This is a genomic window from Dactylosporangium darangshiense (genome assembly GCF_039537565.1).
Classification (GTDB): Bacteria; Actinomycetota; Actinomycetes; order Mycobacteriales; family Micromonosporaceae; genus Dactylosporangium; species Dactylosporangium darangshiense.
The window spans coordinates 102720-125173 of record NZ_BAABAT010000009.1 but is presented as its reverse complement, the minus strand read 5'-3'; the positions used below and the strand labels follow the sequence as shown (position 1 = coordinate 125173).

The following is a 22454-nucleotide window of genomic DNA, read 5'->3' as shown; positions in this document are numbered from 1 at the left end:
AGGCATCCGGCTAACAGCAGTCGGAGTCGACGCGCATGTCCTCGTCGTGGACGTGCGCGTCGACGACCTCCTCGTGGATGTAGCTGCCGCCGCGGAACAGTGACACCACCGCGCCGGCCACCGACAGGGCGGCGGCCAGGACGAAGACGACGACGAGGCCCTCGTGGAACGGGTCGGCGAGCAGCCGCGGCAGGTAGGTGCGGGCGGTCAGGGTCGTGACGGTGGCCGCCGGCAGCGTGCCGAGCACGCCGGCCGCGGCCAGCAGCGCGCCGATCGGGTTGTAGCCGAGGAACGCGGCGAAGACGAGGCCGACCGGGGGTACCGAGGTGACATCCGCTATCGCCGGCTCCGGCACGCCCTGCGCGGCCAGCCCGGCGTGCAGCGCGCCCGGCAGCGAGTCGGACAGCCCGGCGATGAGCAGCGAGAAGAAGATGCCGATGGACAGCACCATGCCGGCGTTCTGGAACGTGGCCCGGATGCCGGAGGCGACCCCGCGCTGCGCGGCCGGGACGGCGTTCATCACCGCGGTGGTGTTCGGCGCCGAGAACAGGCCCGAGCCGATGCCGTTGAGCAGCAGCAGGAGCGCGAACTGCGGGTAGCCGAAGTCGACCGGGATGAGCAGCAGGCCGATGAACGAGGCGGCCATGAGCAGCAGGCCGCCGGTGGCGAGGAGCTTGGCGCCGTACCGGTCGGACAGGTGGCCCGACACCGGGCCGGCGGCGATGAACCCGACGGTCAGCGGCAGCAGGTAGATGCCGGCCCACAGCGGGGTCTGCGCGAAGTCGTAGCCGTGCAGCGGCAGCCAGATGCCCTGCAGCCAGATGATGAGCATGAACTGCAGCCCGCCGCGGGCGATCGCGTTGAGCAGCGCCGCTGCGTTGCCGGCCCAGAACGCCTGGATGCGGAACAGCCCGAGGTGGAACATCGGCTGCGCGACCCGGGCCTCGACGAAGCAGAACGCGACCAGCAGCGCGACGCCGGCGGCCAGGCCCAGGAACACCATCGGATTGGTCCAGCCCTCGGTGTGCCCGCCGTAGGGCTGGATGCCGTACGTGAGCGAGGCCAGCACCAGCGTCAGCCCGAGCGCCAGGGTCACGTTGCCCAGCCAGTCGATGCGCACGTCGCCGCGGGGCGGAGCGGTGGAGCGCAGGTTGCGATACGCCCACACCGCGCCGATCACGGCGACCACGACGCTGACCCAGAAGATCGCCTGCCAGTGCCACGCCGAGAGCACCCCGCCGAGGACGAGCCCGATGAAGGTGCCGGCCAGGCCCGCGACCTGGTTGACGCCGAGCGCGGTGCCGCGCTGGCGGGGCGGGAAGGCGTCGGTGATGATCGCGGTGGAGTTGGCCATGAGCATCGCACCGCCGACGCCCTGCGCCAGCCGCCAGCCGATCAGCCACAGCGCGGCGGTCTTCCCCTCGCCCGGTGCGAGCGCGAGCGCGACCGAGGTGACCGCGAACACGACGAAGCCGGCGCGGAAGATGCGCACCCGCCCGTACATGTCACCGAGCCGCCCGAGGCTGACCACAAGCACCGCCGTGACCAGCAGGTACCCCATGAGCAGCCACAACAGGTAGCTCACGTTGCCCGGGGCGAGCGGGTTGAGCCGGATGCCGGTGAACACCGCGGGTAGCGAGATGATGAGGATGGACGCGTTGACCGTGGCCAGGAGCATGCCGAGCGTGGTGTTCGACAGGACCGACCACCGGTTCGGAAGACCGCTGCGACCGGACATGACCACGGTGGCTACCCGCGCTGCCGCGTTTCACCCAAGGCGCGCTTCGTCCGGCCGCGTGCTGGGTAACCATCGGCCATGTCCAGCTACACGGTCAACCCCGCCGCGGTGGAACGGGCCCGCCGCCTCATCGACGCCCGGCAGTACGTGCTGGACAGCGACTGGGGCGAGGTCCAGCCCCGGGCCGACGCCGAGAACGCGTTCCTGCAGCGCCACTCCTGGGACGAGTACGCGCAGTGGCACCTGGCACTTACCGACGGCGCCACGGACGAGACCAAGGCCCGCTACGCCTTCGTCTACGGCGACCTGCGCCGCCTGCACCGCAGCGGCCTGATCGCCTGCGTGTACCGCGCGTCCGAGTGGCGCCACAAGGCGGTCGAGCTGGCCGCGCACGACCTGCTGCAGCGCCTGGACAAGGCGACCGGCCTCGCCGCCTGACGTCGTCGATCCCGGTGTCTACGGCGCATAGAACAGCCGCGTCTTCTCGTCCTCGCCCGCCGGGCGCGGGTAGGTGCGCAGCACCTTCCAGTCGTTGTCATACAGCGTAAGTTGCGCCCCGGAGTCGACCAGCGCGCCGCCCGCGCGGAACCACACGTGCTCGAGGTGGCCGAGCTCGACGCGCCGGCCGGCGAGGGTGTCGAAGACGACGGCCGTGCGGAACACGTGCGACGGGTCGCTGTTGACGTCGCCCAGGGCCAGGTACCGCCCGTCGTCGGAGACGGACTGCACCGACGTCGGGCAGCCGGCGTGCTCGCACTCGGCGAGGCCGGTGACCGAGACCGTCCGCGGCCCGTTGCCGGCCTGCTCCACGCGCACCGCGCTCGGCGTGTCCGACGTGTAGGCGCGCACCGAGCCGTCCGGCGAATATACGACGTAAGGCAGCGAGCCCGACGCCGGTGCGTGCGCGCCGGTCGCCGCGTCGTAGCGCACGCCGTCGGCGATGACGGCCTTGCCGTCGGGCGTCCAGACCGCGGTCAGCCCGCCGTCCCACCGCACGTCGTGCGCGATGGTGTGCCGCGCGCCGCCGGGCGAGACGACGACGAGGTCGCCGGGCGCGATGCGGTCGTGGTCGGGCGAGGTGTTGACGACCAGTCGGGTGCCGTCGGGCGACGGCCTGGCGTACACGTCCTTGCTCGTGGCGGTGCCGAAGCCGGTCGTCTGCGATGTGCCGCCGGTGTACGCGACCAGCCGGATCGGCTGGCCCGGGCTCAGCGTGAGGTAGTAGAGCGTGCCGGGCGCCTGGGCGTGGCCGGTCGCCGACGGTGTGCCCGACGGCGCGGCCGAGGGCGGCGCGGCGGTGGACGGCGCCGTGGTCGTGGCCGACGTGGCGGGCAGCGGCGGCGCGGCGCGGTCGGGCCGCGGCAGCAGGACCGCGCCGCCGGCCAGCAGCACCGCCAGGCCGGCGAGGGCGGCGGCGGCCGCGGCGATCGCGCGGCGGTTGCGCAGCTGGCGGGAGCGCCGCTCGACCCGGGCGCGCAGCCCCATCAGGTCGGTGCCGTCCATGTCGGCGGCGAGGCGGCCCAGCCGCCGGTGCAGGTCGTGGCTCATCGCGGCATCCCCTCCGTGGCCGGATCGGGCAGAGCACGGCGCAACGCCGCGAGCCCGCGGGCGAGGTGGCTCTTGAGGGTGCCGACCCGGCAGCCGAGCAGGTCGGCGGCCTCCGCCTCGCTGTGGTCCTCGAAATAGCGCAGCACCAGGGCCGCCCGCTGCCGCGCCGGCAGCGTTAGCAGCGCCTGGCGCAGCGCCAGCCGCTCGGCGGCCTCGCCGGCCGGGTCGCGCCCGTCGCGCCGCTCGGGCAGCTCGCCCGGCAGGGACTCGGCGACCCGGCGGCGACGCCAGCGGCTGACCTGCAGGTGGTACATCACCCGCCGCGCGTACGCCTCCGGGTTCCCGCCGTCGGCAAGCCGCCGCCAGGCCCGATGGGTGCGGGCCAGCGCGTCCTGCACCAGGTCCTCGGCCAGGTGCCGGTCACCGGTGAGCAGGTACGCGGTGCGCAGCAGCGCCGGCGTCCGGGCCCGGTAGAACGACTCGAAGTCGTGTCCGTCTGTGGACATGCCTGCCTAAACGCCGCGCCCACCGGATCGGGTTACACGATTCCCGATTTTGTTCGGATCACCACTGGTCTCGTTCGGATCAACACTGGTCTCGTTCGGATCAACACTGGTCTTGCTCGGATCACCACTGGGCGATGTCCTCGGAGTACCCGCCGCCGAAGACGTGACGGGCGTGCTCGCGCATCCGGGGACCGTAGACGCGGTCGGCGGCCAGCGACGAGTAGCCCGGCCCGCGCTCGACGCCGAGCACCTCGGCGGTGTCGGCGAGGTACACGTCGAAGCCGGGGTACATGAGCTCGATGCACGGCAGGTCGTCCACGTCGAGGGCGAAGACCGCGTACTCCCCCTCGGCGTCCGGAGTGCCGGTGGCCAGCACGCGGCGGGAGTCGCTGCCGCCCGGCAGCAGGAAGCACTCGGCGAAGCGCTCGGCGAGCGCGGCCACGTCGTACATGCCGCCGAGCTCGCCGAACTCCTCCCGCGCGATCTGCGCGAGGGGGCGCGGCGTGAGCCGGTCGTCGTCGTCGAGCCATCCGTGGCGGCGCAGCAGGGAGCCGTCGTAGGCGAGCCATCGCCGCAGGCTGGCCGGCACGGGGCGGCCGCTCGGGAACACATCCACGCCGGTGACCGGCGCGGGCTCGCCCTCGACCCAGGGGCCGGCCCACTTGTTGTAGTCCAGCACGAGCCGCCCCGGCCGCGCCTGGACCGACTCGATCACTCGCTCGACGAGCGCCTCGCCATGGTTCAATGCCACACCGACCTTGTACCCCATGAGCGGTCGCACGTCGGCACCGACCCGCCGACGTCCCGAGGCGCGGCGGGTCAGCCCGCGGCCGCCTCCGCGCGCCGGCGATAGGCGCCCGGCGGGCGCCCGGTCACGCGCTTGAACGTCTTCGCGAACGCGACCGGCGACTCGTAGCCGACGTACCGGGCGATCGACTCGATGCTGCGCCGCTCGGTCCGCAGCAGGGTCGCCGCCTTCTGCATGCGCCCCAACAACGCCGGCGCGTGGTTCACCGACCGCCGCACCGGCCCCGGCGGCGTCGAGCTGACCTTCGCCACCAACGTGATCGGCCCGTACCTGCTGACCGAGCTGCTGCTCGACCCGCTGCGCGCCGCGCCGGCCGCCCGCGTGGTCAACGTCTCGCCACCGACCCGTCGCTGCGGGGCCGCACGGGCAGGTACTTCGCCGACCGGACCGAGAAGGACGGCGGCCCGCGCGACCCGGCGATGGTGCTCGGCCTCCGCGAGCGGTGCGCCTCAGCCCTCGTCGACGCGTAGCGCCCCCGACGGGCATCCGAGGACGGCCGCGCGCACCGCGTCGTGCAGCTCGGCCGGGGGTTCCTCGTCGAGCACCACGACGATGCCGTCGTCGTCACGCTGGTCGAACACCGCGGGCAGCATCAGCGCGCACTGGCCCGCGGCGAGGCAGACGGCGGTGTCGGCGCGGACCTTCATCGTCACCATGTCACCGGTACCTCGTCGACGCTGCCCGTGAGCCGGTTGTTGCGCACCTCGATGTCGTCGACGCCGATCGCCAGCCGCAGCCCCGGGAACCGGCGCAGCAGGGCCGGGAAGACGGTGCGCAGCTCGGTGCGGGCGAGGTTGGCGCCGATGCAGACGTGGGCGCCGTGCCCGAAGGCGATGTGGGCGTTGGGCCGCCGGTCCGGGTCGAACTCGCCCGGCTCCGCGAACACGGACGCGTCCCGGTTGGCGGCGTTGCTGGAGATGATGACCGCGTCGCCGCGGGCGATCGTGACGCCGCCGACTTCGACGTCGTCGTGGGCGTACCGCAGCAGCCCCAATCCGCCGGGCGCGGTGATGCGCAGGATCTCCTCGACGGTCGGCCCGACCTCCCCCTCGGGGTCCGCGGCGAACCGGTCCCGCCGGCCCGGGTCGGCGAGCAGCAGCAACACGCCCAGGTCGATGCGGGTCGAGGTGGTCTCGTGCCCGGCGAAGATCAGCCCCGCGGCGAGCCGCGCGACCTCGTCCTCGGTGAACGTCGGGTCCTCGGCCTGCGCGGCGACGAGGTCGGAGATGACGTCCGGCCCGGGTTCGCGCCGCTTGGCCTCGGCGAGCCCGCCGGTATACGCCCGGAACTCGGCCATCGCCGCCCGCGCGTCCTCACCCCCGTCGATCATCCCGATCCGCCCCGACAGCTGCCGGAAGTGCGCACGATCCTCGTACGGCACCCCGAGCAGCTCGCAGATCACCAGCACCGGCAGCGGAAAGGCGAGCAGCTCGTGCAGGTTGACGGCCTCGCCGGGCCGCGCGTCGCGGGCGGCCTGCATGTCGTCGAGGCACCGCTCGGTGAGCTCCTCGATCCGCCCGGCGAGCCGCCGCATCCGGGGCGCCGAGAACGCCGGCGCGAGCAGCCGCCGCATCCGGGTGTGCTCGCGCTCCTCGGTCTCGTAGTTGCCGGACGGCCCGTCGAGCAGCGCCGCGTGCGAGACCCGCGCCGCCTCCTGCGGCGCCGGGTGCGACCGCCCGAACCGTCGGTCGCCGAAGACCTGCTTCGCCTCCGCATAGGCGGTCACCAGCCAGGCCGGATCCCCCGCGGGCGTGGTGACCTTGGTGAGGGGCGCCTCGCGCCGCAGCACGTCGTAGAGCGGCGCGATGTCGAGCACATTGGGCCGGTCGAAGGGCAACTGCGGCCGAGTCATGATGAGCACTCCCCGTCGTTCCATCCGTTGCTATCGATGCCTCAGGCTAACACCAACCGCACGTGTCCGTCAGAACAGGACATGACGCCGCGAGGTACCCCGCTCGACGTGGCTCTAACCGTCTCGGACTCGGTCGTCCGCCTGACGGGCGCGGACGTTGACGTGTCGGCCCCGCACGGCGGCGTGCGCCACGGCCTGCGCAGCGCCCTGCAGGACGTGCGGCTCGAACGCACCCGCCGCGGCGGCGTGGCGGTGGTACGCGAGGTCGAGGCCGAGCCGGGCGGCGCACCCGGCCTGGTGTCGCTGCGCCGGGCGGGTGAGCTGCTCGCCGAGTCGTTCCTGCCCGCGCCGGTTGCCGAGGCGCTGCGCGGCCTGCTGGAGCGCGCGACGCGAGACTTCGTCGCCCTGCGCATCGGCGTCGACGCGCCCGGCCTGGCGGCGCTGCCGTGGGAGGCGCTGCCCGATCCCGTGGATGGACTGCCGCTGGCGCTGCATCCGCACGTCATCGTGTACCGCCGAAGCGCTCTCACGACCCCGGCGCGGCTGGCGGGGCCGCTGCGGATCGTGGTGGCGATCGCCTCGCCCGACACCGGCGGCGGGCCGCTGCTGGACTACGAACACGAGCTGCGGGCGGTGCTGGCCGCCGTGCGCCAGGCGCGGCGGTACGACGCGCGCGTCGAGGTGGTGCCGTTCGCCACGACCCGCGCGATCCGGGCCGCCCTGGACCTGCCGGGCGGCGCCCACGTGCTGCACATCTCCGCACACGGCAAGCCCGGCGCGCTGCTGCTCGAGAACGAGGACGGCACCGCACGCGAGGTCACCGCCGAGGAGCTGATCGCCGAGGCGATCCCGCCCGGCAAGATGCCCCCGGTCCTGGCTCTCGCCGCCTGCTACACCGACGTCGACGGCGAGCAGCAGGGCACGTCCTTCGCCGCGCAACTGGCCGCGCGCGGCGTATGTGCCGTCATCGGTACCCAGACCAGCGTCACCGACCGCTACGCCACCATGCTGCTCGCGCAGGTCTACGCCGAGCTCGCCTGCAGCGGCGACCCCGACGTGGTCCGCGCGGTCAGCGAGGCCCGCCGGCTCGTGCAGCAGACGCTGCTGGCCGGCGGCGACCGGGTGCTGGCCGCGATGGACGAGTGGGGCGTGGTCACACTGCTCGCCAACGCGCCCTCGATCCCGGTCATCGACCTGCGGCTGCCGCTGCAGCCGGTGCCCGCGCCGCGCGCCGCCGAATGGGGACGGGTCGCCGCCCGGCCGGTCGGTCAGTTCGTCGGCCGGCGAACCCTGCAGCGCCGCCTGCCCGCCCTCCTCGCCGGCGACGAACAGGCCGGTCTCGTGCTCCATGGCATCGGCGGCGTGGGCAAGACCACGCTCGCCGCCGAGGTGCTGCGGCGCACCGTCGAGGCCGATCCTTCGTGGCGGGTGGCGTCGCTGTACGGCCCGCTCACCGCGGACGCGGTCCTGGCGGAGGTGGCCGCCGTCGCCCGGCGCGAGCTGCTGCTGCGCCAGACCGTCGCCGGCCCGGCAACCGTCGCGGCGCAGACGGCGGCCCGCATCGACGTGCCGTGGGCCGACCGGCTGGCCCTGCTGCACGACCACGTCCTGCACGAGATCCCGATCCTGCTCGTCCTCGACAACTTCGAGGACAACCTCGCGCCGGACACCCACGTGCTCACCGATCCCGGCCTGGCCGGGCTGCTCGCCGCATGGGTCTCGGCGCCCGCCCGCAGCCGGGTGCTGGTCACCTCGCGCCATCCGTTCGCGCAGCCCGACTCCGCTCAACTGCTGGCCGTCCCGGTAGGGCCGTTGTCCGCGGCCGAGACCGGGAAGCTGCTGTGGTCACTGCCGCACGTCGACCGCCACGCCACGTCCGCCGCCGTCACGGAGCGCGTGTGGCGGGCCGTCGGCGGGCATCCACGATCCCTCGAGTACCTCGACGCGCTGCTCGGGCAGGGGCAGGCCCGGTTCGACGACATCACCGACCGCCTGACCAAGGCCGTCGCCACGCGCCTCGGGCCGGAGGACTCGGCGGCGTGGCTGGCCCAGGAGCGCACGCTCGACGCCGCCCTCGCCGACACCGTCACCCTCGCCGCCGACGACGTGCTCCTTGCCGACCACCTGCGGCACCTCGCGACCGTTCCCGGGGCGGTCGAGCTGCTGATGGCGATCAGCGTGTACCGCGAACCCGTGCCGGTCGGCGCGCTGCACCTCGACGCCGACGTGTTGGTCACCCTCGTGCGCAGCAGCCTCGTCCACCAAGACCCGGTGGGCGACCTTGTGTTCATGCACCGGTGGACGGCCACCGAACTCCACCGCTACTCGGGCACCGCTACGGACTCGCTCCTGCGCGCCCACCGCGCCGCCGCCAGGCACTGGCTGGACCTCGGCGAAGATCTGCACGACCTGACCGAGGCCCGATTCCACCTGCTCGCCGCCGGCGACCTCGACGCCGCCGACAAGGTCACGGCAACGCTCTGCACCCAGCTGGAGAACACCGGGGCCTGGGACCGGGCGACCGCGCTCATCCACGACACCCTGCGCTGGCTGCCCCCCGAAGCGGGCAACTACCCGGGCTACCTCCACCAACTCGGCACGCTGGCCCACCATCGCGGCGACTACACGGAGGCCGAACGCCGCTACCGGCAGTCCGTCGCCGTACGAGAGCCGCGCGGCGATCAGGTCGGCGCCGCCGTCAGCTACTACCAGATCGCCATCCTGGCATACCACCGCGGCGACTACACCGAAGCGGAACGCCGCTATCGCCTGGCACTCACCGTCTTCGAACAGGCCAACGACCTGGAGCGTGTCGGCAGCGTCCACCATCAACTCGGTGTGCTGGCCGAGGCCAAGGGCGACCTCGACGAGGCCGGGCGCCAGTATTACCAGGCCCTCGACATCTTCGAACGCCTCAGCAAACAGGCCCGGCTGGCCGACACCTACGGCCAACTCGGCAGTCTGGCTCACCATCACGGCGACTTCGACGAGGCCGAACGCCGGTACCGGCAGGCACTCGACCTGACGGAGCCTCTCGGCGACCTGGCCGGTGTCGCCATCACCACGCACCAGCTCGGCATGCTGGCGCACGACCAAGGCGACCTCGACGAGGCCGAACGCCGCTACCTCCACGCAGTCACCCTGCTCGAACGGCTCGGCCACCTGGCCGGTGTGGTCGCCACCTACCACCAGCTCGGGTTGCTGGCACGCGCGCGAGGCGACCACACAGAGGCGGAACGCCGCTACCGGCAGTCCCTCGCCATCGAGCAGCAGCTCGGCAACCGGGCCGGCATCGCCACCAGCCTAAGTCAGCTCGGCAACATGTACGCCGAGACCGATCGGCCCTACGAGGCCGTAGAGTTCCACATCCAGGCGGCCGTCATTCGCGTCGCCATCGGCAAATCCGACGCCGCCAGATCGTTCCAGCGACTCGTCCGCCTCCGCCCCGTCGTCGGCGAGGATACGTTCGCCGGGATCGCCGCCCGGCTCCTCGGGCAGGACGGCCGCGACAATCTCATCGAGGTGCTGGACAGCCTGGTCAAGGAGGAGGCTTAGGTGACGCCGCGAGGAACCCCGCTCGACGTGACCCTGACCGTCTCGGACGCGACGGTCCGGCTCACGGGCGCGGACGTCGACGTGTCGGCGCCGCACGGCGGGGTGCGGCCCGGGCTGAGCAACGCGCTGCAGGACGTGCGGCTGGAGCGCATCCGGCGCGGCGGCGTCGCGGTGGTGCGGGACGTCGAACCGGAGGCGGGCGGCGCGCCGGGGCTGGTGTCGTTGCGGCGCGCGGGCGAGCTGCTCGCCGAGTCGTTCCTGCCCGCGCCGGTTGCCGAGGCGTTGCGCAGGCTGCTGCAGCGCGCGACGCGGGACTTCCTCGCCCTGCGCATCGGCGTCGACGCGCCCGGGCTGGCGGCGCTGCCGTGGGAGGCACTGCGCGACCCGGTCTCCGCGCAGCCCCTGGCGCTGCATCCGCACGTGGTCGTGTACCGGTGCAGCAGGGCTACGGCGCCGGCGCTCCTGGCCGGCCCGCTGCGGATCGTGGTCGCGATCGCCTCGCCCGACGTCGGCGGCGGGCCGCTGCTGGACTACGAGCACGAGCTCCGGGCGGTGCTCGCGGCGGTGCGGCAGGCGCGCCGGTACGAGGCCCGGGTGGAGGTCGTGCCGTTCGCCACGACCCAGGCGATCCGCGCCGCCCTGGACATGCCGGGCGGGGCGCACGTCCTGCACATCTCGGCACACGGCAGCCCCGGCGCGCTGGTGCTCGAGGACGAGGACGGCGCGGCCCGCGAGGTCAGCGCGGAGGAGCTGATGGCCGAGGCGATCCCGCCCGGGAAGATGCCGCCGGTCCTCGCCCTGGCCGCCTGCTACACCGATGTTGACGGCGAGCAGCAGGGATCCTCGTTCGCGGCCCAGCTGGCGGCGCGCGGGGTGTGCGCCGTGATCGGCACCCAGACCAGCGTCACCGACCGGTACGCGACCATGCTGTTCGCCAAGGTCTACGCCGAACTGGCCGGCAGCCGGGACCCGGACGTGGTGCGCGCGGTCGGCGACGCCCGCCGATTCGTGCAGCAGGCGCTCCTGGCCGGCAGGGACCGGGCGGCGCAGGCCCTGGCGGGCATGGACGAGTGGGGCGTGGTCACCCTGCTCGCCAACGCGCCCGCCGTCCCGGTCATCGACCACCGGCGGCCGAAGGTGCCGCTCCCGTCGCCGCACGCCGCCGAGTGGGCCGGGTAGCGGCCCGCCCGGTCGGGCAGTTCGTCGGCCGCCGCGCCCTCCAGCGGCAACTGCCGGAGGCGCTGGCCGCCGACGAGTACTCGGGCCTGGTCCTGCACGGCATCGGCGGCGTCGGCAAGACCACCCTGGCGGCCGAGGTGCTGCGCCGCACCGTGGACGCCGACCCGACCTGGCGGGTCGCGTCACTGTACGGTCCGATCACTACCGACGCGGTCCTGGCCGAGGTGGCGGCCGTAGCCCGACGCGAGTTGCTGCGACGAGCAGTGGCGACGGGTCCGGCGGCGGTCGCGGTGCAGGTCGCGACGCGCGTCGAGGTGCCGTGGGCCGACCGGTTCTCCCTGCTGCACGACGACGTCCTCCACGAGGTGCCGGTCCTGCTCGTGCTGGACAACTTCGAGGACAACCTCGACCCTGACACCAACGAGATCACGGACCCGGGCCTGGCGGGCCTGCTCGCCGCCTGGGCCGCCACCCGGGGCCCGCAGCCGCCTGCTGATCACCACCCGGCACCCGCTGGACCTGCCCGACGGCGCCGCGGCGCGGCTGCTGGCCGTGCCGGTCGGGCCCCTGTCGGCGGCGGAGACGGCGAAGCTGCTGTGGTCGCTGCCGCACGTCGACCGCCACGCCGACACCGGCGCGCGGGCCGACCGGGTGTGGCGCGTCGTCGGCGGGCACCCTCGGTCCCTGGAATACCTCGACGCGCTGCTCGGACAGGGCCACGGCCGGTTCGACGACATCACCGACCGGCTCACCAGGGCCGTCACGACCCGCCTCGGCCCGGACGCCGCCACGACCTGGCTTGCGCAGCGGCGCACCCTCGACGCCGCCCTGGCCCACACCGTCACCCTGGCCGCCGACGACGTCCTGCTCGGCGACCACCTGCGGCACCTGGCCACTATCCCGGGCGCGACCGACATGCTCATCGCGATCAGCGTGTACCGCGAACCCGTCTCCGCCGTTGCGCCAGGACTCGACGCCGGCCTGCTGGACGCGCTGGTCGGCAGCAGCCTCGTCCACCACGACGCCGAACGCGAACTGGTGTTCATGCACCGGTGGACCGCTATCGAACTGCACCGCTGCCTGGGGCCGGACGTGGACCCGCTCCTGCTCGCCCACCGCGCCGCCGCCGAGTACTGGCAGCAGCGCGACGGAGACCTGCACGCCCTGACCGAGGCCCGCCACCACCTGCTCGCCGCCGGAGACCTCGACGCCGCCGCAACCGTCACGAGGACGATCAGCAGGCGGCTGGAGCGCACCGGCGCCTGGGACCAGGCCGCCGTGCTCATCCACGACACGCTGCGGTGGCTGCCCGGCGAAGCTGCGTACTTCGGCGACTACATCCACCAGCTCGGCACGCTCGCGCACCGCCTGGGCGACTATGCCGAGGCCGAGCAGCGCTATCGGCAGGCGCTGGCCATCTTCGAGCAACGCGGCGAGCAGTCCAACCGCGCGAGCACCTATCTCGTGCTCGGGATGCTGGCCCACGACCGCGGCGGCTACTCCGAAGCCGAACAGCGCTACCGGCAGGCGCTGGTCATCTTCGAGCAGCTCGACAACCGGGCCAACCTTGCCAGCACCCACCACCAACTCGGCGCGCTGGCCAAGGAGCGGGGCGACTACGACGAAGCGGAGCGGCAATACCTGCGGTCCCTCGCCATCGAGGAAGAGCTCGGCAACGAAGCCGGCGCCGCGGTCACCGATCACGAACTGGGCAACCTCGCCCTGCGGCGCGGCGACTACGCCGAGGCCGAGCGCCGCAACCGGCAGTCCATGGCCATCTTCGAGCGGGTCGGCGACCTGGACGGCCTCGGCGCCGGCCACCAGCTGGCCGGCATGGTGGCCCACCATCAGCACGACTACGCGGAGGCCGAGCATCGCTACGAGCAGGCCCGCGCCATCCGCGAGCGCATCGGCGACCAGCGCGGCCTCGCCGGCACGCACCACCAACTCGGCCTGCTCGCGCAGGATCGAGGGGACCATGCGGAGGCCGAGCGCTGCTACCGGCGGTCGCTCGCCATCGAGGAACGACTCGGCAACCAGGCCGGCATCGCCACCAACCTCAGCCAGCTCGGCACCCTGTGCGCCGCCACCGATCGGACCGGCGAGGCCGCCGGGTTCCACCTCCGGGCCGTCCTCATCCGCGCCACCATCGACACGACGCAGGCGTCCGTCGACCTCGAGCGCCTTGCCGAAGTGCGCGCCGCTATCGGCGCCGAGTCGCTCGCCCGGATCGGAGCCCAGGTCCTCGGCCATGACGGATACCTGGCGGTCGCCAAGCTCGTCGACGCGCACGAGGCCGAGGCGGCATAGGATCGGCGGGGTGTCGGGGGTTGCGGCGTTCGGGGCGTTGCTCGACCGGTCCGTCGCGCGGATCGGCGAGCTGGCCGCCGACGGGCGGGACTTCGACCGGCAGGGCATCGCCGAGATCGCGGACATCTGGGACAACAACCTGTTCCCGCTGTTCGCCGTGGCGCTCACCCGGCCGCGCTGGATCGCCGAGTGGCGAGCCCGAGCGGCGCTGCGCTGGATGGCGGACCTCGGCCCGAGCCGGCGGGCGTGGATGATCGAGCAGGCCGCGATCGCCGGCCACCGGCTGGAGCCGCTGCTGGGCCCGCCGGTCGAGCGGCCCGCGCACTTTCGCGACTACCGCGGCGAGGTGCGCGCCACGGTGGTCCCGCTGACCGAGAGCGTTGCCGAGGACTACGACCTCGACCGGGCCACGGTGCGCACGGTGCGGGTCGAGCGCCACAAGCAGGGACTCGCCGCCTACCTCGCGCTCGCCTCGCCGCGGCGATTCGAGGCGCCCGGATACGAGGCGGACGCGATCGTGGAGCTGTTCCTGCAAGACGTCCGAACCGCCGAGTTCGACAGTGACGACGCCGCCGGAGTGAGCATCGGCCAGGAGATACGGATCGGCGAGAACGGGCGGTTCCGCGCCGGGAAGGCGAGCGTCGGGTTCGATGACATGGCGTGGCACCTGTCGCGAGCGGGGCGCGCGGCGGACGCGGCCGTGCCCCGCGGCCGCGACCAGCGACGGGAGCGACGGCCGGTCCAGTGGCGGCTGGCGGGCGGCGCGGCCGGGGACGCCGCGCTGGTGCTGCGCCAGGCGATGCTGGAGATCCGGTCGGTGCGCTACTCCCGGCTCGTCGGCGAGGTGCCGGTGCGCGAACTGTGCGAAGCCCTCGCCGGCGCCGGCGCAAAGGTGCTCGCCGGCGGCTCGTTCCGAGAACTCGCTGAGGGGTGGGTCGCGGCGAGCCCGGTGCTGGCCGACCGGGTCGCGGACCTCGTCCCGGACGGGCACTGGGCACGCACAGCAATCTCGGAGCGCACGCCAAGGCCCGACCAGGAGCTCCCAAACCAGGCGCAGCTCACCCTCGCCTCGTACACCGCGGCGCACGACCACTACGGCCTGGCGCGCGACGCCACCGCGATCGTCAACCTGGCCGTGCCGGACGGCGGCGGGCCGTGGGCCATCCGCGCGCTGGAGTTCGAGCGACCCGGGCGCGTCACGTTCACGACGGCCGCGTTCACCGAGCCGCACCCGGTTGAGCACGCGCCCGGGCGGGAGCTGACCCTCGGCGCGAACGCCTTCCGCGTCACCGGCTGACCGCCCGCGCCCGGCTCAGGTGGTCGACGGCGGTGAAGGCGCCGAACGCGAGCAGCCGCACCAGCTCCGCGTCGCCGCGCGCCATGCCGGACGGGCCGATCGAGCTGCGCCAGGCGGCGACGGCGGAATCGGTCAGGCGATAGGGGGCCAACGCGGCCAGCAACGCCAGGCGGGCCGCCGGGGCCTCGTCCGGCGGCACCGCGATCAGGGCCGCCTCCAGCCACGCGTTGCCCAGGTCGGGGTGGCCGCCGTCCCAGGCGGCCACGGCGGCACTCAGCGCGGCCCGTCCGGCGCTGCCGAGCAGTTCGCCGCCGGACAGTGCGGCGTGCGAGAACGCCGACCAGGCGGCCCCGACGTGGGTGCCGGCGGCCCAGGCCGGCTCGTCGGCCAAGTGCGCCGGGTCGAGCAGCGACAGGCTCTCGCCGGGGGCCACGGTGCGGCGGACGGTGCGGGACAGGGCCAGGCCGGCAGCGCGACGGGACGGCTCCTGCAGCGCGCCCTCCGGCAGCAGCCCGCCGGGGCGCAGCGCGTCCACCATGCGGTTGATGAAGTGGTTGGCCAGTGCGGTGCCGACGTACTCAGGTGCGAGCGACGCGGGGAACGGCCACGGCAGCGGCGACGGGCCGCGGGTGGAGCGGGCCCACGCCACGATGGCGGCGTCGGCCGGGTCGTCGGGGGTGTCGCCGCGCATGACGGCCGCGGCCAGGCGGTGCTCGCCGGTGGCGTGCAGCATCGCGGCGTGCGCGTCCATGCAGAACGGGCAGCGGTTCACCACCGCCACGGCCGCCGCGACCGCCTCCTTGCGGGCCCTGGGCGCGGCGCCGACCAGCAGCGACTCGCGCAGCAGGGCCCACAGGGCGGCGTGCAGCGGCGGCACCACCGACAGGTGGGGTGCGAACAGGGCGCCGAGCTCGCGGGACGAGCGCGAGTAGACGGCGGCCACGCTGCCGGTGGCGGCGCGCCTGGTGACGGGGACGACGTAACGGTAGGGCGAGGACATGGGATCGATACTTCCGCGCCGGGCCGGGATCGTCGTCATGCCACGGAATGCACTTCTGCGTACGACCAGGGTCGTACGCGGCAGCGGTCACGGCATGATGGTCGGGCTGGAGACCGGTGGGTCTCCCCACGTGATGCGCAGCGGGCCGTCCGGGACGCCCGACACCGCGAAGCGGCCCAGCTCGTCCGTCGCGCCGGTCCACGTGCCCTCGCGGTGGCGGACCTGGATCGGCGCCACCTCCGGGGCGCTGACCTGGCCGACCAGGCGCACGGTGCCGTCGTCGACGACCAGCTCGACGTCGAGCACGACGTCGCCGAGGGCGAAACTGAGCATTCGCGGGGAGTCGGAGCCCGAGCGGATACCGGCCGCCTCGCCCGCCACGGCGCTGTCCACCACCAGGGCGGCGAGCTCCGCGTCGGGGTCGCGCCACGACAGCAGGGCCGAGGCCGCCGCCAGAAGGTGCGGCGGCGGCGGGTCCGCGGCGCTGTACATCCGCGCAACCGCCGCACCAAGCTCGTCGCCGGTCACGAGCGTTCCCCTCCCGACGTGGTCAGCAGTCCGCGCAGGTTCTCCAGGCATCGGGCCCGAGTCGGTCCGATGCTGCCGATCGGCATGTCCAGCGCCGCCGCCAGCTCCGCATAGGTGGGCGCCGGGTCGGCGCCCATCGCCCGCAGCAGCCGCGAGCAGCGGCCCGGCAGCCGGTGGACCGCCTCCCACAGCAGGCGGTCCTCCTCGGCCCGCAGCACGCTCTCCTCCGGCAGGCCGGCGGTCGAGCGAGCCCCGGCCAGCTGGTCCTCGAACTCGGCCGGCGACTCCCGGCCGCGGCGGCGCAGCAGGTCGATGGCCTCGTTGCGCGCGGTCGTGGCGAGCCAGGCGCCCAGGCCGTCACCGTTGCGGATCTGGTTGAGCTTCTCCACGAGCCGGAACCAGGTCGCCTGGAACACGTCGGCGGCATCGGCTTCGCCGAGGCGAAATCCGCGCACTGTGGCCCAGATCAGGCCGGAATACCGCGAGACGATCAGATCCCAGGCCCGCTGATCCCCGTCCGCCGCCTCGATCAGCGCGATGGTCGGATCGAATGCCGTCACAGTATTGCAGGGTACCCGCCGAAGGCGGCCGCGGAGGACGACACCTGTTTCGCCGCCCCGCACAGGCTGCCGGCCGGCCCGGCGGCTTCGGCGATCGCGGCGACCACGTGCGGCGTGGCGAACGACGTGCCGCTCCACGCCGCCCAGCCGGTGGTGAAGTCGCTGTGGTTGATGTAGGTGCTCACCACGTCGGCGCCGGGCGCGGCGAGGGTCACCCACGGGCCGGTGTTGCTCCACGGGCAGATCGTCCTGCCGTCGTGGGCGGCGACCGCGATCACCTGCTGCTTCCAGGGCACGGCGCTGCCGGCGAACCCGGCCGGCCAGAAGGGGGCGCCGCAGATGCCGTCGTTGCCGGCGGCGGCGACGACGAGGCGGTCGTGGCCGGCGAGGAAGCGCTCCAGGGCCCAGCGCAGCAGCGCCGGCGGCTGGTCGTCGACGGTGTACGCGCCCAGCGACAGGTTGAGCACGTCGGCGTCGTCGAGGCGGGCGATGCGGCGGGCCAGGTCGAGCTCGGTGCCCACGCCGAAGGAGTCGAGGACCTTGACGATGCGCACCCGGGCGCGGCGCGAGCCCTGCAGGATCACGCCGGCGATGAAGTTGGCGTGCCCGACGTCGGAGTCCAGCACCGAGTCGCCGTCGGCGTCGACCACCGTCTCGAAGTCGGCGTCGAGGACCTGGTACCGCGCCGGCGGCAGCGGGCTGTCGGCCCACACGCCGGTGTCCATGACGACCACCCGCACCCCGGCGTCGGCGCCCGCGGCGTCGATCGCCCCGGCCTGCGCGGCGACCGGGCGGCCGAACGGCCCGCCCTGCTCGTGCGGGGAGCCGAGCAGCACGTGGTTGGGGCCGACGAGGGCGCCGGCGCCGGAGCGGCCGCGCACGCGGCGGGTGGCGGCGAGCGGGTCGAGGCCCGTGGCCCGCAGGCGGCGCACGCCCGGCACCGGGACGTCCTCGGTGAGGTCGCGGGCGGACACGCCGAGCGCGGAGACGGCCGAGCGGGCGTCGTCGTAGTGCTCGTCGACGGCCAGCAGCTCACCCGCGACGTAACGCACCGGGCGTGCCGCGGCCGGCTCTGTGGCCAGCCAGGGCAGCGCGGCCAGGTGCTCGGCGCGGCGGCGCCGCCACCGGTCCAACCGTTCGGTCGCGTTCACGGGTCCTCCTTCGGAACGGTTCGTTGTCTTGAAGACGGTGGATTCATCCATCAGATACGTCGCCTGGGCGACAGTCGCCGTCGATGGCAGGATCTGCCCTGTGACGGAAGCTGCGGGGTCGCCGATCGCGCTGGCGACGCGGGCGGTCGACGCCGTGGCCGGCGACCCGCGGCGGGCCCGCACGCTGGCGAGCGCCGCGCTGGCCGCGGCGCGGCGGGCCCGGGACGCGGACGCCACGTCGGTGGCGCACCGGGCGCTGGGCCTCGCCGCCCTGGCGTCATATGACGCACATACCGCCGCAAAACACCTCCGAACGGCACTGAACGTCGCGCGGCGACACGATCGGCTGACCCTTGCGGCCGAGGCGCGGATGAGCCTGGCTCTGGTACTGGAGGATCTCGGCCGCCCCGCCGCCGCCGTCAAGGAGATCGACGCCGCCCTACACGGCCTGCGCGGGCTGCGCCGGGCCCGGGCGGTCATGCAGCGGGCGCTGATCCTGCGCCGCATGGGCCACGACGACGAGGCGATGCAGGGCTACCGCGCCGCCCTGACGGTCTTCCGGCGCAGCGGCGACCGGCTGTGGCAGGCGCGCGCGCTGAACAACCGCGGCATCCTGCACGGCTACCACGGCAACCACCGTCTCGCGCAGGCCGACCTGGACCGGGCCGCCGAGCTCTACGCCGAGATGGACCTGCCCGTCGCGGCGGCACAGGTGCAGCACAACCTCGGGTTCGTGGCCGCGCAGGCCGGCGACGTGCCCGAGGCCCTGGCCCGCTACGCCCGGGCGCGCCCGGAGCTCTCCCGCACCGGCTCCGACCCGATCGGGCTGCTCGACCGCGCCGAGCTGCTGCAGTCGGTGCGGCTGCTGCCCGAGGCGCACCGGGCCGCGCAGGACGCCCTCGACGCCTGCCGCCGCGGCCGGCTGTGGGCGGTGCGCGGCGAGGCGGCGCTGCTGCTGGCCCGCATCGCGCTGGCCCGCGGCAAGGCGGAGGAGGCGCTCGCCGTGGCCCGCACGGCCCGGCGCGCGTTCGCCAAACAGGGCCGGGCGCTGCTGGCGATCCGGGCGCGGGCGGTCGAGCTGTCCGCGAGCGTCGCGGCCGGGCGGGCCAACCGCGGCACGCTGCGCCGGCTGCAGGAGACCGCGGCGGCGCTGACCCGGGCCGGGTGGCTCATCCCGGGCTGGGAGGCGTGGCTGGACGCCGCCCAGCTGGCCGTCGCATTGCGGGATCCGGCAGCGGTACAGCACGGGCTCATCCGCGCGGCCGGAGCAGCACGGCGCGGTCCGGCGGCGCTGCGGGCCCGCCTGTGGCACCTGCGCGCATTGGCCGGCCTCGCCGGCGGCGACGTGTCCGGCGCGATCCGGGCCGCCGACGCCGGGCTGCGCGAGTTCGAGGCGCACCGGGCGAGCCTCGGCGCGACCGAGCTGCGGGTGCGCAGCGGCGCGACCGTCGCCGAGCTGGCCGAGTTCCGGCTGCGCCTGGCCGCCGGCCACGAGGGCCCCGAGCGGCTGCTGGCCGCGGCGCAGCGCTGCCGGGCCGCGGCGCTGTGGCTGCCGCCGGCGCGGCCCAGCGGCGACCCGGTCATCGCGCGCGGGCTGACACTGCTGCGCCGGTTGCACGCCGACCTTTCGGCGACGCCGACCAGCGCCGCACAGACGGGCCGGCTGATGCAGCGCCAGCACGAGCTCGAGGCCCGCATCCGCGAGCGGTCCTGGCGGGCCCAGGGCACGGCGCACGACCCGGCACCGGAGCACGGGCACGGGCACGACCCGGCGCCCGCGCGGTTCGCCGCCGGGCTGGCCGCGGACCTCGGCGACACCGCGCTCGTCGACCTGCTCGCCGTCGACGGGTGCCTGCACGCGCTCGTGGTGGCCGGCGGCCGGGTCGCGCACCGCCCGCTCGGGCCGCTGCAGCCCGTCGTCGACGAGCTCACCGGGCTGCGCTTCGCCCAGCGCCGCCTGGTCACCCGCCGCGGCCACGCCGCCTCGGCCGCGGCCGCCGCCGCGTACGCGGCCGACGCCCTCGACCGGGCGCTGCTGGCCCCGCTGGCCGACCTCATCGGCGACCGCGGCCTCGTCCTCGCGCCGACCGCGCAGCTGCAGGCCCTGCCGTGGCCGCTGCTGCCGACCTGCCGCGGCCGCCCGGTGCGGGTGGCGCCCTCGGCGGCCATGTGGTGGCGCGCGCACCGGGCCGCCGAGCCGTCCGGCGTCGCGGCGTTCATCGGCGCGCCGCAGCCGCCGCACGCGCTGGCCGAGGTCGAGCAGATCGCGCAGTACTCCCCCGGCTCCCGGCTGCTGCGCGGCCCCGACGCCCGGGTGGCCGCCGTGCTCGCCGCCCTGGACGGCGCCCGCATCGGCCACATCGCCTGCCACGGCGACTTCCGCAGCGACAATGCCCTGTTCTCGGCGCTGCGCCTGGCCGACGGCCCGCTCACCATCTACGACCTCTCCGCCCTGCGCGCCGCACCCGGCACGCTCGTGCTGTCCGGCTGCGACACCGGCGTCTCCGCGGTACACCCGGGGGAAGAACTACTCGGACTGACCAGCGCCCTGCTGCAGCTGGGCACCCGCACGGTCGTGGCGAGCACCGGGCCCGTCGACGACGAGGCGACCCGCGCGCTCATGACCGACTTCCACAAGCGCCTCGCCGCCGGCGGGGGCGCGGCGGCCGCCCTGGCCGCCGCGCAGCTCGCCGCGGATCCGGCGCACCGGTGCAGCACCGCGGCGTTCGTCTGTTTCGGCGCCGGCTGAGCGCCGCCCGGCGCCAGCACACGCTGAACGCAGACCCAGCACCCGCCAAGCGCCATCCCGGCACTCGCTGAACGCAGGCCCAGCACCCGCCAAGCCCGGTGCAGCACCGCGGCGTCCGTCTGCTTCGGCGCCGGCTGAGCGCCGCCCCGGCGCCCGCACTGCCCCGGCACCCGCCAAGCGCCGTCCCCGCACCCCGCCAAACGCCGTCCCGGTGCCAGCACTGTCCCGGCACCCGCCAAGCGCCCAGCGCTGCGCCGGGGCGGGCTGTATCGCCCGCCCGGGCATCGGGACAAATACCCTGTCGGGCGAAAAGTCCGAAAAATCATGTCGCGGAGCGGCGTGATTTTTCGCGATGCCGTGCGGGCGGCGAGTGGGCGGGCCAGCCGGCGAACCCGCGGCGCACGCGCGCCTGCTACGCCATGGCGTCAGCCGGGCGTCGCCGCGGCCAGCGCCGTCGAGCGGGCCGTGTCCGCCGTGGCCCGCGCCGCCGTCACGATCGCCACGACCGCGCCGACGAGCAGCACGATCGCCCAGATGATCGCCGCGATCGCGCACACGATGCCGGCGATCGCGTCGGTGATGCTGACCAGCACGCCGGGCACGATGCCGTGCAGGAACGACACCACGATCGTGACCAGCAGCGAGGTCAGGGTCAGCAGGACCAGGCCCTTGTTCTGCAGGAAGCGCTGCTGCGCGGCGGTGAGCGCGCCGGCGAAGACGAACTTCAGGAACATGATCAGGGACAGGATCACCGCCGCGGTACCGCGGGGGAAGAACCCGAACCCGATCAGGTACGCGATCGTGCCGAACGGGAACGCCAGCAGCAGCGTCACCATGAGGATCAGCTTGGCGACGGCGAGCACGAGCAGCCCGATCGCGGTCAGCAGCAGCAGGAACGCGAACACGAGCGTCACGATCCCCTGCAGCCGCCCGCGCAGCCGCTGCGGCACGACGAGGCCGGCCGCCATGAGCGCGACGGTGAACAGGGCGGCCGCGTCGACCAGGGCCAGGTACGGGATGCCGAGGCCGGCCGGGCGCTCGACCTGCCCGCCGGCCGGCACCTGCAGCCCGGCCGCCGCGGCCTGGCCGGTGAGCGCGCCGCCGGCGTCGAAGCCGCCGACGATGAGGTGCTCGCCCAGCTCGACGCAGACCACGAGGGCCATCGCGACGAGGGCGACGAGGAAGAACGGGGTGCGCAGGCGGTCCATCGCGCTCACCCGCCCGTGACCAGCGTGAGGGTGCAGGTGCGGTTGCCGGCGCAGATGACGTCGATGTCGGCGCCGTCGCCGCCGACGGCGACGCTGACCGTGGCGCCGGCCTCGACGTCGCTGCGCACCAGCGTGTCGCGGCCGGGCGCGGGGGCCTGCACGGCGACGTCGCTGTCGGTGCGCAGCTGGACGTTGCGCTGCCCGGCGTCGGAGCGGGCGACGGTCACCGTGCAGGTGCCGTCCTTGACCGTCAGGGTGTCCTGCTGCAGGCAGGGCGCGCTGACATCGGCGCGGTCGGCGTCGGGGCTGCCGCCGAAGCGGTGACCGAGCCAGCCGACCAACCCGCCCGGGTGGGACAGGTCGCCGTCGCCGCCGGCGCGGTGGGTCGTGGCGAGCGCGAAGAGCACGGCGAGCAGGACGAGGACGCCGATGACGATCCTCGGCTGCGTCAGGTAGCGGCGCATG

19 protein-coding genes and 1 pseudogene are annotated in these 22454 nt (G+C 74.5%); 7 read left to right on the top strand and 13 right to left on the bottom strand.

Annotated elements, in window-relative coordinates; all coding sequences use genetic code 11:
- Window positions 1-10: 10 nt before the first annotated feature.
- Window positions 11-1738 carry an MFS transporter gene (locus tag ABD901_RS19015; protein WP_345128344.1) on the bottom strand — a complete coding sequence of 576 codons (1728 nt, stop codon included), beginning with the start codon at window positions 1736-1738 and terminating at the stop codon, window positions 11-13.
- 78 nt (window positions 1739-1816) lie between these two features.
- Here ABD901_RS19015 and ABD901_RS19010 point away from each other — a divergent pair, with 78 nt between their 5' ends.
- Window positions 1817-2176, top strand: a complete 360-nt coding sequence (locus ABD901_RS19010) for a hypothetical protein (protein WP_345128343.1) — start codon at window positions 1817-1819, stop codon at window positions 2174-2176.
- Between the two features lie 18 nt (window positions 2177-2194).
- On the opposite strand, the gene ABD901_RS19005 is transcribed toward ABD901_RS19010, so the two are convergent.
- From ABD901_RS19005 to ABD901_RS18980, 6 genes are all read right to left on the bottom strand, one after another.
- Window positions 2195-3286 carry a hypothetical protein gene (locus ABD901_RS19005; protein WP_345128342.1) on the bottom strand — a complete coding sequence of 364 codons (1092 nt, stop codon included), beginning with the start codon at window positions 3284-3286 and terminating at the stop codon, window positions 2195-2197.
- Window positions 3283-3792, bottom strand: coding sequence for a SigE family RNA polymerase sigma factor (locus ABD901_RS19000; protein ID WP_345128341.1), 510 nt, complete (start codon window positions 3790-3792; stop codon window positions 3283-3285). The genes ABD901_RS19005 and ABD901_RS19000 overlap by 4 nt, the downstream gene beginning before the upstream one ends.
- A gap of 121 nt (window positions 3793-3913) precedes the next feature.
- Window positions 3914-4573, bottom strand: coding sequence for a hypothetical protein (locus ABD901_RS18995; RefSeq protein ID WP_345128340.1), 660 nt, complete (start codon window positions 4571-4573; stop codon window positions 3914-3916).
- A 38-nt stretch (window positions 4574-4611) separates the two neighbouring features.
- Window positions 4612-4929: a helix-turn-helix domain-containing protein gene (locus ABD901_RS18990; RefSeq protein ID WP_345128339.1), complete on the bottom strand. Its 318-nt coding sequence runs from the start codon at window positions 4927-4929 to the stop codon at window positions 4612-4614.
- A 120-nt stretch (window positions 4930-5049) separates the two neighbouring features.
- The gene (locus tag ABD901_RS18985) at window positions 5050-5256 is read right to left on the bottom strand and encodes a ferredoxin (protein WP_425556701.1); all 207 of its coding nucleotides are present in this window, start codon (window positions 5254-5256) and stop codon (window positions 5050-5052) included.
- Complete coding sequence (locus tag ABD901_RS18980) at window positions 5250-6452, bottom strand: cytochrome P450 (protein WP_345128338.1); 1203 nt, start codon at window positions 6450-6452, stop codon at window positions 5250-5252. The genes ABD901_RS18985 and ABD901_RS18980 overlap by 7 nt, the downstream gene beginning before the upstream one ends.
- A 108-nt stretch (window positions 6453-6560) precedes the next feature.
- Between ABD901_RS18980 and ABD901_RS18975 the strand changes: the two genes are divergently transcribed.
- From ABD901_RS18975 to ABD901_RS18955, 5 genes and pseudogenes are all read left to right on the top strand, one after another.
- The gene (locus ABD901_RS18975) at window positions 6561-10007 is read left to right on the top strand and encodes a tetratricopeptide repeat protein (RefSeq protein ID WP_345128337.1); all 3447 of its coding nucleotides are present in this window, start codon (window positions 6561-6563) and stop codon (window positions 10005-10007) included.
- A complete protein-coding gene (locus tag ABD901_RS18970; protein WP_345128336.1) occupies window positions 10008-11186 on the top strand; it encodes a CHAT domain-containing protein in 1179 nt (392 codons plus the stop codon).
- Window positions 11078-11545: pseudogene (locus ABD901_RS59045) on the top strand (AAA family ATPase); the annotation flags it as partial. The gene ABD901_RS18970 and the pseudogene ABD901_RS59045, both read left to right, overlap by 109 nt.
- Window positions 11546-11738: 193 nt before the next feature.
- Window positions 11739-13496, top strand: coding sequence for a tetratricopeptide repeat protein (locus tag ABD901_RS18960; protein WP_345128334.1), 1758 nt, complete (start codon window positions 11739-11741; stop codon window positions 13494-13496).
- A gap of 10 nt (window positions 13497-13506) precedes the next feature.
- Entirely contained in the window at window positions 13507-14793 is a 1287-nt protein-coding gene (locus ABD901_RS18955) for a hypothetical protein (RefSeq protein WP_345128333.1), read from the top strand.
- On the opposite strand, the gene ABD901_RS18950 is transcribed toward ABD901_RS18955, so the two are convergent.
- The 4 genes from ABD901_RS18950 to ABD901_RS18935 are packed head-to-tail and all read right to left on the bottom strand — an operon-like array spanning window position 14783 to window position 18032.
- Window positions 14783-15832, bottom strand: a complete 1050-nt coding sequence (locus ABD901_RS18950) for a carboxymuconolactone decarboxylase family protein (RefSeq protein ID WP_345128332.1) — start codon at window positions 15830-15832, stop codon at window positions 14783-14785. The two genes, ABD901_RS18955 and ABD901_RS18950, sit on opposite strands and share 11 nt — an antisense overlap.
- A 48-nt stretch (window positions 15833-15880) precedes the next feature.
- Window positions 15881-16321 (bottom strand): hypothetical protein, encoded by a 441-nt coding sequence (locus ABD901_RS18945; RefSeq protein WP_345128331.1) that lies wholly within the window; start codon window positions 16319-16321, stop codon window positions 15881-15883.
- Window positions 16318-16881: an RNA polymerase sigma factor gene (locus tag ABD901_RS18940; RefSeq protein WP_345128330.1), complete on the bottom strand. Its 564-nt coding sequence runs from the start codon at window positions 16879-16881 to the stop codon at window positions 16318-16320. The genes ABD901_RS18945 and ABD901_RS18940 overlap by 4 nt, the downstream gene beginning before the upstream one ends.
- A complete protein-coding gene (locus ABD901_RS18935) occupies window positions 16878-18032 on the bottom strand; it encodes a S8 family peptidase (RefSeq protein WP_345128329.1) in 1155 nt (384 codons plus the stop codon). The genes ABD901_RS18940 and ABD901_RS18935 overlap by 4 nt, the downstream gene beginning before the upstream one ends.
- A gap of 100 nt (window positions 18033-18132) precedes the next feature.
- On the opposite strand from ABD901_RS18935, the gene ABD901_RS18930 reads away from it, so the two are divergent.
- A complete protein-coding gene (locus tag ABD901_RS18930) occupies window positions 18133-20781 on the top strand; it encodes a CHAT domain-containing protein (RefSeq protein WP_345128328.1) in 2649 nt (882 codons plus the stop codon).
- A 425-nt stretch (window positions 20782-21206) separates the two neighbouring features.
- Here the strand turns inward: ABD901_RS18930 and ABD901_RS18925 are convergent, their stop codons facing one another.
- The gene (locus tag ABD901_RS18925; protein WP_345128327.1) at window positions 21207-21989 is read right to left on the bottom strand and encodes a hypothetical protein; all 783 of its coding nucleotides are present in this window, start codon (window positions 21987-21989) and stop codon (window positions 21207-21209) included.
- A 5-nt stretch (window positions 21990-21994) separates the two neighbouring features.
- Window positions 21995-22453: a hypothetical protein gene (locus ABD901_RS18920; RefSeq protein WP_345128326.1), complete on the bottom strand. Its 459-nt coding sequence runs from the start codon at window positions 22451-22453 to the stop codon at window positions 21995-21997.
- Window position 22454 lies beyond the last annotated feature (1 nt).